This is a genomic window from Mycobacterium xenopi (genome assembly GCF_009936235.1).
In the GTDB taxonomy this organism is placed as follows: Bacteria; Actinomycetota; Actinomycetes; order Mycobacteriales; family Mycobacteriaceae; genus Mycobacterium; species Mycobacterium xenopi.
The window spans coordinates 1,092,880-1,107,672 of the sequence record NZ_AP022314.1; the positions used below are offsets into that span (position 1 = coordinate 1,092,880).

The 14,793-nt window shown below is 61.9% G+C and carries 13 protein-coding genes and 2 pseudogenes; 6 read left to right on the forward strand and 9 right to left on the reverse strand.

The annotated features are described in order from the left end of the window. Positions 1 to 49 precede the first annotated feature (49 nt). Positions 50 to 1,114 carry an Lrp/AsnC family transcriptional regulator gene (locus MYXE_RS05025; RefSeq protein WP_085195878.1) on the reverse strand — a complete coding sequence of 355 codons (1,065 nt, stop codon included), beginning with the start codon at positions 1,112 to 1,114 and terminating at the stop codon, positions 50 to 52. Between the two features lie 353 nt (positions 1,115 to 1,467). Here MYXE_RS05025 and MYXE_RS05030 point away from each other — a divergent pair, with 353 nt between their 5' ends. The 5 genes and pseudogenes from MYXE_RS05030 to MYXE_RS05050 all read left to right on the forward strand — a co-directional run. Continuing rightward, on the forward strand, positions 1,468 to 2,949 hold the full coding sequence (locus MYXE_RS05030) for a carotenoid oxygenase family protein (protein WP_085195962.1): 1,482 nt from the start codon (positions 1,468 to 1,470) through the stop codon (positions 2,947 to 2,949). Positions 2,950 to 2,980: 31 nt separating this feature from the next. Beyond that, a complete protein-coding gene (locus MYXE_RS05035) occupies positions 2,981 to 3,397 on the forward strand; it encodes an SCP2 sterol-binding domain-containing protein (RefSeq protein ID WP_085195880.1) in 417 nt (138 codons plus the stop codon). Next, positions 3,394 to 4,893 carry a flavin-containing monooxygenase gene (locus MYXE_RS05040; RefSeq protein ID WP_085195882.1) on the forward strand — a complete coding sequence of 500 codons (1,500 nt, stop codon included), beginning with the start codon at positions 3,394 to 3,396 and terminating at the stop codon, positions 4,891 to 4,893. The genes MYXE_RS05035 and MYXE_RS05040 overlap by 4 nt, the downstream gene beginning before the upstream one ends. Beyond that, entirely contained in the window at positions 4,890 to 6,692 is a 1,803-nt protein-coding gene (locus MYXE_RS05045; RefSeq protein WP_085195884.1) for an AMP-dependent synthetase/ligase, read from the forward strand. Before MYXE_RS05040 ends, MYXE_RS05045 begins: the two co-directional genes overlap by 4 nt. 152 nt (positions 6,693 to 6,844) lie before the next feature. Beyond that, positions 6,845 to 7,279 (forward strand): annotated as a pseudogene (locus MYXE_RS05050) (aldehyde dehydrogenase family protein); the annotation flags it as partial. Here MYXE_RS05050 and MYXE_RS05055 read toward each other — a convergent pair. The 4 genes from MYXE_RS05055 to MYXE_RS05070 all read right to left on the reverse strand — a co-directional run bounded on the left by MYXE_RS05055 (position 7,262) and on the right by MYXE_RS05070 (position 10,878). Continuing rightward, positions 7,262 to 7,864, reverse strand: a complete 603-nt coding sequence (locus MYXE_RS05055; RefSeq protein WP_139821164.1) for a transposase — start codon at positions 7,862 to 7,864, stop codon at positions 7,262 to 7,264. The pseudogene MYXE_RS05050 and the gene MYXE_RS05055 overlap by 18 nt on opposite strands. Positions 7,865 to 7,960: 96 nt before the next feature. Then, positions 7,961 to 8,800, reverse strand: a complete 840-nt coding sequence (locus MYXE_RS05060) for a mycofactocin-coupled SDR family oxidoreductase (protein WP_085195888.1) — start codon at positions 8,798 to 8,800, stop codon at positions 7,961 to 7,963. Between the two features lie 28 nt (positions 8,801 to 8,828). Then, positions 8,829 to 10,031, reverse strand: a complete 1,203-nt coding sequence (locus MYXE_RS05065) for a cytochrome P450 (protein WP_003922593.1) — start codon at positions 10,029 to 10,031, stop codon at positions 8,829 to 8,831. A gap of 172 nt (positions 10,032 to 10,203) precedes the next feature. Further along, positions 10,204 to 10,878: a TetR/AcrR family transcriptional regulator gene (locus tag MYXE_RS05070; RefSeq protein WP_003922595.1), complete on the reverse strand. Its 675-nt coding sequence runs from the start codon at positions 10,876 to 10,878 to the stop codon at positions 10,204 to 10,206. A 197-nt stretch (positions 10,879 to 11,075) separates the two neighbouring features. Here MYXE_RS05070 and MYXE_RS05075 point away from each other — a divergent pair. Next, positions 11,076 to 11,222: pseudogene (locus MYXE_RS05075) on the forward strand (acyl-CoA dehydrogenase family protein); the annotation flags it as partial. Positions 11,223 to 11,301: 79 nt separating this feature from the next. Here MYXE_RS05075 and MYXE_RS05080 read toward each other — a convergent pair. The 4 genes from MYXE_RS05080 to MYXE_RS05095 are packed head-to-tail and all read right to left on the reverse strand — an operon-like array spanning position 11,302 to position 14,792. Continuing rightward, positions 11,302 to 12,036 carry an acyl-CoA dehydrogenase family protein gene (locus MYXE_RS05080; RefSeq protein ID WP_081485440.1) on the reverse strand — a complete coding sequence of 245 codons (735 nt, stop codon included), beginning with the start codon at positions 12,034 to 12,036 and terminating at the stop codon, positions 11,302 to 11,304. A 50-nt stretch (positions 12,037 to 12,086) separates the two neighbouring features. Then, a complete protein-coding gene (locus tag MYXE_RS05085) occupies positions 12,087 to 13,175 on the reverse strand; it encodes an acyl-CoA dehydrogenase family protein (RefSeq protein ID WP_003922599.1) in 1,089 nt (362 codons plus the stop codon). Continuing rightward, complete coding sequence (locus tag MYXE_RS05090; protein WP_003922600.1) at positions 13,172 to 13,594, reverse strand: nuclear transport factor 2 family protein; 423 nt, start codon at positions 13,592 to 13,594, stop codon at positions 13,172 to 13,174. Before MYXE_RS05090 ends, MYXE_RS05085 begins: the two co-directional genes overlap by 4 nt. After that, positions 13,578 to 14,792, reverse strand: a complete 1,215-nt coding sequence (locus tag MYXE_RS05095; RefSeq protein ID WP_085195890.1) for a metal-dependent hydrolase family protein — start codon at positions 14,790 to 14,792, stop codon at positions 13,578 to 13,580. The genes MYXE_RS05090 and MYXE_RS05095 overlap by 17 nt, the downstream gene beginning before the upstream one ends. Position 14,793 lies beyond the last annotated feature (1 nt).

Below are 14,793 nucleotides of genomic sequence, written 5' to 3' on the forward strand. Positions count from 1 at the left end.
TACACCCGTTTAACTTAAACAGCCTCGCCGTGTACTCGGTTCGGTGTGTTTACGTGAGCGTGTCGAGGCGTTTCATGTAGGGGCTGAATCGGATGACATCGACCATGAGCAGAGTGTCGGTGGCGAAGACCCCGTCGATGGTTTGCACTCGGCTGGCGATCAGGTCGATTGCGTGTTGGAGGTCAGTTGCGGTCAGGGTGAGGCTGAGGTCGGCGCTACCTACGCAGACTGCCATGAAGACCAGCTCGGGCAGCGCGGCGAGTTCTTTCTGAATGGCAGTAAGGCGGGCGCGGTCGGCCCGCAGCGAGACACAGACGATGACACCGGCCAGCCCTAAAGCCACCGGTTCGACCATGGCCACCGCCCGGACAAGTCCTGCCTGGGTGAGCCGGGCCAGCCGGGTGCGGATGGTTCCTTCCGACACACCGTGGGCGCGAGCGATCTTGCGGCTGGATTGGCGCCCGTCATCGATCAAGGCTTGCAGGATCGCGATATCGAGGTCATCGAGGTCGATCTTTGGGGCCGGCAGTCGGATCGGCGGAGCCCCTCGGGCCAAAAACAGTCGCCGCCCGTTGGGAGTGACCGAGGTTTGTGTCGCCAGATCGATACTCATGTCGGAGATCCCGCTAATGGCGGGTAGATTGTCGTTGGTCAGCAGGCGTAGCTCAGCGCGGTCCTTGACCAGGAAATAAGCGATGACGTCGTGGGTTCCCAAACACACCGCCGTGGCCTCGCACTGCTCGAGTCGGCTGACGTCAGCGGCGACGTCGTGAGGCGAGCGGGCCTGGGTCTTGATCCGGGCGATGACGAACCACTCGAAGCCGGCCACTTCCCAATCGAAAAGCGCGGTGAAAATGATTGCGCCGCTGGCCGCCAGCTTGCGCAGCCGGATGCTGACCGCCGATTCGCTGATCCCGGTATGGGCCGCTAACACGCGGTTGGTCATCTTGCCGTCGTGCAGCAGATATTCGATCAGCGCTCGGTCGGTTTCGTCCAAGTTTGCCGTCAGTAGCGGCACATCGTCGCGGGGAAACAGCTTCGCACCCGCAGAGGCCCCCTGCACAGTCGGCGGCCGCAACCGGACTCGGTCAGCTCCCGAAGCGTCCTCGGTCATTTGACACCCATACAAGTTGGGAGATGCATCAAAACAGTCTAGCGACGCTACGCGGCCTTTAGCGGCGACGGCACTCCGCGACCACGCCTCCCATCATCGAGTTCGGCGGCGCAAAGATCGTGAAGGTCTGTGTGAGTCCTACAAGCGCGGCGCCATCCGAGGCTGATCGAGCAGCACAGCGTGTGCATGAGTGGATGCAGTGCGAGCTTCAGATGTATGCAGATTCGCAGAACGCACGCCAGTAGCTCATGTTTGCGTTGTGTTTTGGGGATTATAAAGCTGATATTTGACAGATTTGTGGCCTGCCGCATAGAGTGATGAGTGCCACTGCTAAATCACCAGGAGGTGTGTCGATGGTCACTGCGATTCCAGATGACATTCGGCTGTTCGGCCCGTTGAAGCCCATGCGATTCGAGGCCCATGTGGAAGACTGCGTGGTCGCGGAGGGTCAGATCCCCCATGAGTTGCACGGTGGGTTCTACCGGGTCGGCCCCACCTGGAAGCGGCCAACACGGCAAGGGTTCAACGGGTTCGCCGCCACCGACGCGATGGTGCAAGGGCTGGTGTTCCATGACGGCAAGGCTGACTTCACTAACAAGTGGGTCAGGACTCCGAAGTATCTCCTGGAGGAGAAGCACGGGGTCGGGCTGTTCGAATGGGCCGACGGCATCTATACGGACTGGCGCGGTTACGGGCTGGGCCGGGTGCTCACCAACGAATACACCGAAGGTGTGCCTAGCGGCAGCCCGATCGTCAATGTTTTCCCGTTTGCCGGGGAGATGCTGGCATCCGGCGAGCAGGCTATTCCACCGATTGCCATCGACCCGATCACTCTGGACACCCGCGGCATCGTGCCCTGGTCGGCCAAGCTGTCGCCCGGGATGACCCCGCCGGCTTGCTACGGCGATAACGCGTTCACCGCGCACCCCAAGTGGGACGCGGAAACTGGCATCCTCTATGGCTGGACGTATCGTGATACCGAGCCCTACGTGACATTGCATTGGGTGCATCCGGATTGGCATGTGGAATCCCGCGACATCGACGATGCTCCCTACGCCCAGAACGCACACGACATGTGGCTGACCGAAAACTATGTCGTGCTGCCATTCCAGCCGTTCATCGTGGGTCAGGACCGCATCGATCGGGGCCTTTCGGTGTTTGGCTGGGATCCAAGTTTGCCCACCAAGTTGGCATTGATTCCGCGTAACGACATCAATGCGCCGATCAAGTGGATCACCGCCGACTTCAACGAGGAATACATCATGCATACGATGTCGGCCAACCACGTCGGCGATACGTTGATCCTTGACGGTCCAATCTTCGACCGGCCGCCGTTCCCGTTCGAGGACCAGGTCGAATTCGGTGTGGACTTCGTTCCGTTCGGCTCCGGCGTCACCGGTCGTTGGACGATCGACCTGACGACCGGCACGATCAAGAGCGAACGCCTCGATGACCGCCCAGTTGAGTTTCCCAAAGTCGACGAACGCTTCTACGGCAAGAACTACCAATGGGGGTTTCTCGCCGCAGGGGAGAACCTGTGGTCGCTTGACACCGTGATACGGCGAAACGTACGGACTGGTGCTGAGGAAAGCTACACGCTTGATACCGAGGAGCAATCCGCAGCGTTGTTTGAACCCACCTTCGCTCCTCGCGCTGTGGATTCTCCCGAGGGCGACGGCTACCTGATTGTGCCGATCTCACACTTCATGGAAAACACCTCCGAATACCAGATTTTCGACACCGAAGACCTCGCCAGTGGACCCATTGCCCGCATCGAACTGCCCTTCCAAATCGGGTGGACGCCGCACGGCCACTACATGAACTTCGACCACTGACCGCAAATCACCTGCAGGAAAGAGATAACCGTTGGCCTTCTTCACTTCCACCGAACAGGTGTACGACGTGTTCACCGGCTTCATGAAAGACATGGCGGCCGACCCAGAGCTCGGTCCCAAGTTCGTCAAGTCCAAGACGGCGTTCCGCATCAATTACACCGACCCGGACGCGTCGATCCTTGTCGACTGTCGCCATGACCCTATTCAAATCACCGAGGGCTCTTCGGATGTCAAGCCTGACGTCGAGCTGACCATGAAGGCCGACAACGGCCATCTGTTCTGGATGGGGAAGCTCAAGATCACGACGGCGATTACTAAACGCAAGGTGAAGGTGAATGGCCAAGTCACCAAGATGATGAACCTCCTGCCAGCACTTGATCCAGCGTTCGCGAGGTATCGGAGCTATCTGGCTGAGAAGGGCTACGGCGATCTGCTGGAGGTTTCGTGAAGAAACGAAAGACGCGAATCGCAATCGTCGGTTGCGGTTTCGGTGGTCTTGCGGCCGCCATCGAGCTCAAGCGCTGGGGTTTTGACGATTTTACGGTCTTCGAACGCGCAAGTTCAGTTGGCGGGGTATGGCGCGAGAATACTTATCCCGGTGCGGAGTGCGATGTGCCCTCGCCGATCTACTCCTTTTCCTATGCCCTCAAGCCTGATTGGTCGGGGCTGTTCGGCAAACAGGGCGAAATCCACAGATATCTCGACGAGGTCGCGCGAGAATTTGGGATCACCGAACACATCCAGTTCGACACCGAGGTAACCTCGGCGATCTTCGACGAGTCAACCGGCGAGTGGCTGGTCACCACTAATGCGGGAGAGCCGGTGCTGGTGGATGCACTCATCATGGCAACGGGCCAGCTCAGCCGGCCACGGATGCCTGATGTGGAGGGAATCGGAACGTTTGCCGGCGACTCGTTTCACTCGGCTCAGTGGCGCCACGACGTCGACTTGACCGGCAAGAAGGTCGTCGTTGTCGGTAGCGGCGCAAGCGCCATCCAAATCGTGCCTGCCATCGCCGATATCGTCGGCGATTTAACGGTGGTGCAGCGATCACCCAACTGGGTGATGTGGAAGAGCCGGCGCCGTCCTGGGCGGTTACAAACGGCGTTGATGAAACGCTTCGGGATGCTGCGGACTCTCCACCACGTCGCATTGTTCCTCGCGTATGAGTCGCGCTATCCTCTCGTCACCCGAACTGCGGAGCCTGTGCGCAAACTATTCCAGTGGTGGTTCATCCGGAAGATCAAGCGCCACTTGAGAGATCCAGACGAGATTGCCGCCGCGATTCCCCATTATCGATTGCTGTGTAATCGGCTTTTGTTGTCGAACGATTGGTATCCGACGCTCGGCCGCGACGATGTCCACTTGGTTGGGTCGGCCGTGCAGCGGGTGACACCGACGGGTGTGGTCACGGCGGACGGCCGCAGCATCGACGCCGATGTCGTGATCTGGTGCACGGGATTTCGGGCCAGTGAGTTTCTTAGCCCCATCAAGGTCGTCGGCCGCTGCGGCACGGACCTGCATGCGCAATGGCGGCACGGAGCCGAGGCATACCTGGGCATCAGCGCACCCAACTTTCCGAACATGTTCATGTTGTTCGGGCCCAACACCAACAGCATCACCAACACGATCGTGTTCTTGCTCGAGCGGCAAGCCCGGTACATCCGCCAAGCCCTGGAATACAAAGAGTCTCATCAGGTCAAGTGGCTGGACGTCAGCGCGGATACGTATCGGGAGTACCACCAGTGGCTCGAAAAGAAACTTGACAGAACGGTTTTCACCGACAACTGCCCGGGCTGGTACACCAACGACGAGGGCAAGGTCACCGCGATGTGGCCGGCATCTCACCTGACGTACGCGCGGATGACTGCTAGGTTCCGTCCCGAACGGTACACATTCACCGCCAACGGGCAGTCGCGCGCAACCGCCGCGATGGTGTCATGAGCCAGCAGGACTCTATCCTGTCGGCCCGCAGCATGTGCGAGCTCTTCGACCGCACGACCCGCAGGCACGCTGATCTACCTGCGCTGCACTCGACCGACGGGGTGGTGAATCTGACCTACCGTCAATACCGCGACGCCGTCATCGACATCGCTGGAGCACTGTATTTGCAAGGTATCCGACGAGGCGACCTGGTGGCGTTGATGTTCGAAAATCGCCCCGAGTTTCATCTCATCGACACCGCAGCGATGCACCTCGGTGCCACAACCTGCTCGATCTACAACACCTCTCCGATCCCCGACATCGAATACGTGCTGGCCAACTCCGGCGCCAAACTGGCGGTCTGCGAGGAGAAGTTCGCGCCGAACCTCGTCAAGGCAGCATCCGCCGACTGCGAGATCATCTGCACCACAGCGGATGTCACGGGCACCGTCTGCCTGGATACCCTTGCGCGGCCGACGCCAGAGGAGTTCGACTTCGAGGCAACCTGGCGGGCGGTCGGGCCCGACGACGTGCTGACGTTGATCTACACGTCGGGAACCACCGGCACACCAAAAGGTGTCGAACTGACTCACGGGGCAATGCTTGCCGAGGTGGCTCTTACCAGTGAGGTGCTCGACTTTCGTCCCGGCGACCGTGTGCCGTCGGCGTTGCCGATGGCGCACGCAGCCCAACGGTGGGGCACGCTGTACTCGGCCATTGCGTTCGGTCTCGACGTCACGTGCGTCGACGATGTCACCAAACTGCTTCCCACCCTGGTACGGCTTCGACCGCAGATCTGGGGGACGGTGCCCCGCATCCTGGAGAAGATCACCCAGGGATTACAGACAAAGTTCGCGGCCGAGCCAGACCCGCAGAGGAAGGCCGCCGTCGACTCTGCACTCGACGTCGGCGCCCGGGTGGTCGCATTTCGCAAAAAGCACGGCAACGTTCCGCTGCCAGAGGACCTTGCCGCCGACTATTCCCAGGCGGATCGGTTGGTGCTGGCCGAGATTCGCAAATCACTTGGACTGGATCAACTGAGGTGGCTCATGGTCGGGGCGGCGCCCACGCCGCCGCATGTCATGGATTTCATGGCGGCGATCGGCTTCAACATGGTGGAAGTCTGGGGCATGTCGGAATTGGCTGCGGTCGCAACAATCAACGCTGCGGGTCCTGCAAAGTTTGCGACTGTGGGCAAACCGCTCCGCGACGTCGAAATTCGACTGGCAGACGACGGCGAGGTGTACGTGCGCGGGCCGATCATGATGCGTGGCTACCGCAACGACGCCCAGAAGACAGCTGAGGCACTGGACGGCGATGGGTGGTTGCATACCGGAGACATCGGAACCATCGACGACGAGGGGTTCCTCTCGATCATCGACCGCAAGAAGGAGATCATCGTGAACGCGGCAGGAAAGAACATTTCCCCGCTGCGGATTGAGGCAGCAGTAAAGGCGGAGACCCCGCTGATCGGCTCAGTCGTGGCGATCGGAGACGGACGCCCGTTCATCACCGCCCTCATTGTCTTGGACCCGGAAGCCGCGCCGGCGTTTGCGCGCAACGCCGGCCTCGCCGCCACCACGGTGGAGGAACTCGCCGTCGACAGCACCATCCAGCAGGCCATCGATGCCGCAGTTGCGAGGGCTAACGAACGAGTAACCCGGGTCGAGCAGATCAAGCGCTACAAGATCATCCCGGACGTGTGGCATCCAGGCGCCGGTGAACTCACACCTACCCTTAAGCTGCGGCGCCAAAAGATTGCCGAGCGCTACGCCGACGAAATCGACGCCCTCTACTCGGCGCTCGGAGCAGCCAAATGACCGTCGACGAACGCATCAAAGTCCCGCCGACACGGTGCTGTCACGCGATCTTGCGACCGGGGACCGGTTAGCGGAGTTTCCCGCCCTGGCTCCAGGCCGATGTCGACCGGGCGGTACACAATGCGCGCACGGCCGCCGAACTATGGTCCAACGCCGGATATTCCGCGCGTCGGCGGGCCATGTTCGGTTGGGCACGTGAAATCGTTACGCGTAGCAGAGAATTGGTGTCAGCCATCTCGCGCGAGAATGGCACGCCGGCCTATATGGAACTCGTTATCGCCGTTGAGCACATCGCCTGGGCAGCACGCAACGCCAAGCGGGTCCTGCGGCCACGCAACGTCCCTACAGGTGTGCTCATGGCCAATTACGCAGCAGCCGTTCACCACGAACTCTACGACGTCATCGGTATTATCAGCTCATGGAACTATCCGCTGTTCGCTCCGATCGCGGCCATGGCCTCAGCGCTTGCCGCAGGCAACGCGGTCGTCCTGAAACCCAGTGAATACGCAACAGGTGTGGGCACGCTGCTCGTAGATTGCTTCCGCAGCGCCAATCAGCATCTGCCGCGATCAGTTGTCGAGCGATGAGGTGTTTCTGATCTGACTTAATCCTGTGGGTGGTGTGGGTTTGTTTAGCCGGGGACTTGCGCTCCATCCGTGTAGCCGGGTGAACGCGGTGAGCAGGTCGGTGGCCCAGGGCCAGCTGGCACCCAGCCGCAGCGTGGTGCGCCGCGCCGAGCGCACCAGCACCGCGGCGGTACGCAGCGGGGTGTAGCGCAGCCGTTTGGGCTCGGCAATGGCCAGCGCACCATCTAGACAGAGCGTTTTGGTCCAGGCGAGCAGGTCGGCGGCGATGAGCACCAACATCAGCCACGCGTTGTTGATGGCGAAGTCATGGGAGGGCAGGTTGGCCAGCCCGGTGTCCTTCAGGTCGCGGATGGCGCATTCCATCCGGCCCCGACCGCGGTAGAGTGCCTCCAGGTAGGGCCAGGTCCGCGTCGGGCAGGTCGGTGACAAACAGCTGGCAGCGGTAACCGTCGACGTCGGTGAAGCGCAGTTGCGCGCCGGGGTGGGGTTGTTCACCGCCCACCAGTAGTTACAACCAGACCCGGACGACCAGCGGTAGTCATCACCCGGAAGTGCCCTTCTGTTGTTGAAACTGTTACCGATCACAACCACAGTTTCCCTTGCAACAGAAGGGCTTTCCGCTATTTACACCCCGTGTCGCCCAGAACTACTGCAAAATCCGGGCTAGGCGCTGAACCGTGATTACTTCAGGCAACTGCCAGCGTCGACCGGGAGCGTCACACCGGTGATGTAACGGGACTCTTCGGACGCCAAGAACAGCACCGCGTTGCTGATGTCCTCAGGTTCCACCCAGCCGATCGGCAGCGTGTGCATCATCTGTGCGACGACCTTCAGGTCCTCGGGGCCGGGGTTCTCGAGGTCGGGACGGAACAGCTTCATCGTGCCCTCGTTCATGAACAACGGGGTGTTCACGTTGGTCGGGTGCACCGAGTTGACGCGAATCATGTGCTGACCCAACTCGACCGCAAACGTGCGCATCAGTCCGACAACACCGTGTTTGGCTGCCACATAATGACCGGTGTGCGGGTATGCCTTCAGCCCGCCGACCGAGCTGGTCAAGATGATTGAGCCGCCGCGGCCACCCGCAAGAATATGTGGCACACCGGCTTTCACGGTCTTCCACACCCCGGACAGGTTTACGTCGATCATTTCCTGCCAATCGTGCTCACTGGTTTTGTCGAGGGTGTCGCCGCCGTTGCCGATGCCGGCGTTGGCCACGATGATGTCCAGTCGGCCAAGTTGCTCCACGCCGCTGTCCACTGCGGCTTTCAGTGCGGTGTAGTCACGGACATCGACTTCAGCGGTAACGATGCGACGGTCGAGGCCCTTGACGAGGTCCGCAGTCTCAGCCAGATCCTCCGGTGTCGAAGCGGGAATCGTGGTGTTCTCGACGATTGGCTTGCAGACGTCGATCGCGATGATGTCGGCGCCCTCCTGCGCCAATCGCACTGCATGCGATCGACCTTGGCCACGCGCCGCGCCGGTGATAAATGCGACCTTGCCTTCGACTCGCCCAGTCATCGCTACCTCGTTTCTTCTTAGATCGGGATTAAGGGATAACGGCCACCATCGATTCCCAGCCGCGCACTGTCGAAGTCGGGGAAAGCCTGGCGTTCGTCAGATCGACGTCCCACTCCGGGAAGCGCTTCAAGATCTCCTCGAGCGCGATCCGTCCTTCCAGGCGCGCCAACGCCGAGCCGAGGCAGTAATGCGTGCCGACACTGAACGTCAGGTGCTGGCGCAGTTCCCGGTGGATGTCGAAAACATCTCCGTCCGGCGGGAATTGACGGTGGTCTCGGTTGGCCGCGCCGATGAGCATCATCATGACGCTGCCCGCTGGCACGGTTTGGCCGTACCACTCGACATCGCGCGTGACATAGCGCGCCACATGCGGCGCTGGCGGCTCGAAACGTAGCAGCTCCTCAATCGCCCTGGGGATAAGTGCTGGGTTTTCGACCAATTCCCGCCGCTGGTCGGGGTGTTCGGCCAGTACCTTGCCGGTCCAGCCGATCAGACGTGTGGTGGTCTCGTTGCCGGCGCCCGAGACCACGCTGACGTAGGTGAGGAGTTCTTCGCGCGTCAGTCGGCGCCAAACGCCCTTTTCGTCCTCGAATTCGACGTTCAGCAGCTCGGTCATGATGTCGTCCGACGGATGCTCGGCTCGCCAGTCGATGTACTGGGCGAAGAAATCGCCGCTGACCATACCGTCCATGGCGGCCTTCATCGGCTTGCCTTCTTCGGTGCGCATCTGCGCATTCGCGAAATCACGGGCAGCTTCTTGATCTTCCTCAGGAACTCCGAGCAGCATGCCGATCACGCGCATCGGCATCTGCGCCCCGAGGTCCGCGACGAAGTCGAACCGGTCGGCGCCGATCAACGGATCCAGGCAAGCAGCACAGAATTCGCGGATCTTAGGTTCGAGCGCGTTGATCTTGCGTGGCGTGAACATGCGCGCCAGCAGCTTACGGTGCACGTCGTGCAGTGGCGGGTCCTCGAAAATGATTACGCCCGGCGGGATCTCGATGTTCGCCTTGATCAGCTCGAGGATCGCACCGCGGGCCGAGCTGAAAGTCTCGCAATCGATCAATGCCCGATCAACATCGGCAAACCGGCTCAGCGCGTAGAAGTCGTGTTGCTCGTTGTAGTACAACGGCGCTTCTTCGCGCAGCCTTCGAAACATCCCGTACGGGTCAGCGTTGAGCTCGACGTTGTATGGGTCGTAGTACACGTCGCTGGTAGCGCTGACTGTCACAGATATCGCCTCTCGCTTCCAGGTTCTGGATGGTCGCACGCTGTCGTGGGGGACCATATGATCCGGCCACCGTGTCAACACGGGATACATTTATGCTACTTCACGCTCTTGATTTTTAAGAATCTAATTCTCAAAAGTGCGATAGTCGCACAGCGGCGCAGTGCGCGAGAACCTAGCTTCCGCCCTGGTCTTTGGCGGCTTTGACGAATCCGCGCGAGCAGAAGTCCCATACTTCGTCGGCAGTGATGGGATGGACGGTCGCCTCGTCGGTGCCGCCGCTGGACTGCGCGATGAACATGACCGTCTGCATGGTCATGGCCGCCATGCGTCGCGGGTTGATCCCGGCCCGTAGCTGACCGGCCGCGCCCACCTGCTCCATGAGCTCGGTGAGCAACGCAAGTAGCGGTGCGTGAGCGACTTTTACCTCGGCGGGATGGGACACCAGCAAACGCGGCGCGAAGTCGGTGAACAGCGGCCGCTTTGCGGTGGGGTCGGGGCGAGACGCCTCGAAGAGCAGCTGCACGGCTACTTTCAATCGCTCAAGCGGATCGGAATAACCCGCGATGGCGGCTCGAATCTGATCGGCGGCGCGGCTCAGTGCATCTTCGAAAAGGGCGAGCAGCAGCTCATGCTTACCGTCGAATTGCAGGTAGAAACTCCGTAGCGACTGCCGCGACCGGTCGACAACTTCCTGGACGGTGAAGTCTGTGCTGCCCTTTTCGATGATGATGGCCTGCGCGGCGTCCAGGAATCGCTGCACGCGCTGGGCAGCCCGCAGTTTGGCTGTCTTGATCGAGCGTTCGACCGCGCGCTGCTTCCAGGCCGGTTCCTCACTAGGGCTGGTCACGGGCGTCTCGGATGATTGCCGCGAGGGGAGAACATGATTGAACTGTACAGGAGAACGCCGTGCCATCGGTCCCGTAGACCCCCTCACAGACGCCGTGTCTGAGATTGTAACTTTCGGATGGTGAGAATACTATTCTCTTGCCGCTGTCCAGGGAAGCAGAATGCCGATAGTCGGGCGACGTCTGTGAGGGAGCACCCGTGCAATTGACGTTCGACGCCGAGGTCGAGGCATTCCGCGCCGAGTTTGTGGCATTTCTCGACGAGCATTTGCCCGACGACGCTCGGGCCGTCGAGCGGCCGCGCTCGTGCTCGCACATCCCGGAGTGGGCGCGATGCTGGCAGCGACGCGTTGCTTGATGCCGCCGAAAGTGCAACTACCGACGTATTTCTCGAGTGAGGGCGTCATGGAATGCACTTTCGCGGCTCAGAGCTGCGCCAGCCGCGGCGCAAAACCCTTGGAACGCAATATGGATCCGGCTTCTCGAGTCAACTCACGTGTGCTACCCAGCATTCCGTCGAGTACCAACGAGCGCTTGACGTGGCGATGCAGCTCATGCTCAGCGGTAAAGCCGATTCCGCCCAGCACCTGCTGGCAATGCCGCGCTGCCGTCAACGCGGCCTGACCGGCTGCGGCTTTGGCCAACAGGCAGCTCAAGTCATCGCAGGCGGCTTGCAGAGTGGCTTCCGCGCCTTCGATGGCGACCAAGGCTTCTGCCAGCCGGTGCCGAACAGCCTGGAACGAGGCGACAGGCCGACCGAACTGGACTCGGTCGAGGGCATGCTGGCGCGCGAGCGTAAGCATGGCTCGGCTGCTCCCGACCAGCCACCAGCCCAGTGCGCGCCGGCCAGCGGCCAACGGCGGCAGCTCACCGTTGGGTACACGGCGAATCGGGAGGTCACCGCCCAATGTCGTGGTCGCGCCGTCGGTGCGCTCCCAGACAACCCATGATCCGCCCGCGAATGGCAGCGGCACGGTGCCGCCGACGTCGTGGCCGCTGGCATGCAGCACGACGTCGTTGATCACGGGCGCGTGCGAGCCGGTCTCGCCGAGCAGCCGGAACACCAACGGGATAGCGGAGTCTGGCATTTCCACGAGCATGTCCGGCCAGCCGAGTTCAGCCAACGCCTCGTCGAGCCGCCGGCCCGACACTGCGATCATCGTCTTGCGGAGTGCATCCTCCAGCAGCTGCAGAGAGTCGGTGTCCACCCTTACTCCTTGCCCAAGTCCAAAAGCCGGCGCGCGATGATGTTGCGCTGTATCTCGGCGGTGCCGCCGTAAATGGTTGCCGCGCGCGAGTAGAGGTACTCCGGACGCCACGGCGACTCGTCGAGTTCGACGACACCGGGCAGCATGTCGCGCACGGAGTCGTACAGCCTTTGCTCAGCAGTGGCCAGCAATACCTTGTCGATCGACGTCTCCGGGCCTAGCCGCTGACCACCCGCCAGGCGGTGCAGCGTGGTGCGTGATCGACAGCGCAAAGTATGCAGCGCCAAATACGCTGCGCCAAGGGTGAAATCGCCGGGATCGACCGCCTCGGCGATGAGTCGGTCAATTCGTGAATACAAGTACGCGATCCGCTGCCAAAAGCATGTCGAGCGTTCATAGGGCAGCAGGTCCATCGCCAGCCGCCAGCCATCACCCGGCTTGCCCAGCATCCGGCCTGCGGGGATCGCCACGTCGTCGAAATACACCTCGCAGAATTCGTCAACGTCATGCATCGTGCGAAGCGGTCGAATGGTGATGCCCGGCGTGTCCAGGTCGACGAAGAACGCGGTAATCCCGTCGTGACCGGGTGCGGTGCGGGTCAACAAGATGCACCGCGTGGAGAATTGCGCGAAGCTGGTCCAGACCTTCTGACCGTTGACGATCCAGTCATCGCCTCGCGGGGTGGCACGGGTGGACAGCGACGCCAGGTCGCTGCCCGAGCCTGGTTCGGAAAAACCCTGACACCACTGCTCTCGGCCGCTCAACAGCCGTGGCACCATTTCCGCTGCCAGTTCTCTTGGCGCATAGTCGATCATCGTGGGCGCAAGAACCTCGACCATCGAGTAGGGGCCCGGCTCGGCCAAGCCGCGGCCGACGACTTCCTCCCCGACGATTGCCCGAAGTATCGGGGACCCGCCCAGTCCGCCGACTTCGACCGGCCAGCCGTAGCGCATCCACCCGGCGTCGTAAAGCGCCCGGTGGACCCGGGCCAGTTGCCGCATATGGCCTTCGAGCGAGCGATCCGGACCCGGTGTCAGGTCATGGTCGTCCAGCCACGTACGCAGATCCGCCCGGAACTGCTCGACGTTCATGTCGACGATGGTCGCCCGACTGCGTGGGGTCGTCCGGAATCGTGGGCGCCGCTGCGGCGGATGAAGGTCATGGCCCGAGTCTTCAGCCGCCAACCGTCGGCGGTACGGGCGTATGTGTCGCGGTAGTAGCCGATGCGCATGTCATGCGTGGCGTGGTCGATGAAGCACAAGGGCTGGGTACCCGTCGCGGTGTCGCCGTCGATATCGATCAGCGCTGTCCCGGTGAGGAACAAGCCTTTTGGAGCGGCTGCAACCAGCTCCGGGAACTTGTCGAGATGATAGGTCTCTCCGAACGCACTGTAGGTGCCGTCCGGTGTGAAAACCCCGAGCAGACCATCGATGTCCTCTTGGGTGATCGTGACCGCGTAGCGGGCAAGCAGCTGCTGGATCTCGACGAGGTCGTCAGTTCTTGTTGGCATACACCTTGCCACCCTTCATGACGAACCGCACGTCCTGCGTAACGGTTATGTCTTCCAGAGGATTTCCCGGCACCGCGATGACGTCGGCGAGCAATCCTTCGGCCAGCTGGCCACGATCGACGACGTCGATGAGCTCCGCGGCGGTGATGGTCGCCGCCCGCAGCACAGCCGCCGGCGGCAAGCCCAGGTTCACCAGTGTGACCAGCTCGTCGGCGTTGCGGCCGTGAGGAATCGCGGGCGCGTCGGTGCCGACAGCGATCTTGACACCCGCTTCGTAGGCCGCCACCACGGATTTACGTGCCCGGGGAAACATTTCCGCGGCTTTGGCCTGCAGCTCGGGTGGCGCATGCGAAACGTCCATCGCCTCGGCCAGTCGCCGCGTCGTCACCAGGAAGGTGCCGTGACGCACCATCTCGGCGATAGCCTCGTCGTCGACCAGAAAACCGTGCTCGATGCAGTCGATCCCTGCTGCCACCGCGTGCTTGACCGCGTCAGCGCCGTGGGTGTGCGCAGCGACCCGTAATCCGCGCCGGTGCGCCTCGTCGACGATGGCGCGCAACTCCTCATCCGAATAATGTTGGGCCCCAGGCGGACCAGTCAACGACATTACCCCGCCCGAAGCGCAGACCTTGATCAGCTGGGCGCCGTGCTTGATCTGGTAACGCACGGCCTTACGGACCTCGTCGACACCGTTGGCGATGCCCTCCTCCACCGTGAGCGGCAGAACACCCGGTGCGAGGGCCTGAAACATCGTCGGGTCCAAGTGTCCGCCGGTCGGCGTGATCGCATGGCCCGCCGGCACCACCCGCGGGCCGTCGATCCAGCCGGCGTCGATCGCCTTGCCCAAGGCGACATCGAGCAGATAGCCGCCGGTCTTGACGAATAGCCCGAGGTTGCGCACGGTGGTGAAACCGGCGCGCAGCGTGCGGCGGGCATTCCCGACGGCTCGCAACAGCCGCGTCGGGGGATCGTCTTGGACTTGGGACAGCCCGGGCTGCTCCCCGCGCCCGCCCATCAAGAGGTTGACCTCCATGTCCATCAACCCCGGCAGCATGATCTGCTCGCCAAGATCGATGACGTCACCGTCCGCGGAACCGCCCACGCCGACGATCCGCTGCCCGTCGATCCGCAGGATCCCGGGCCGGACGATCTCGCCGGCGTCGACGTCAAGCAGCCCGGCCGCCTTGAGCGTCAACACT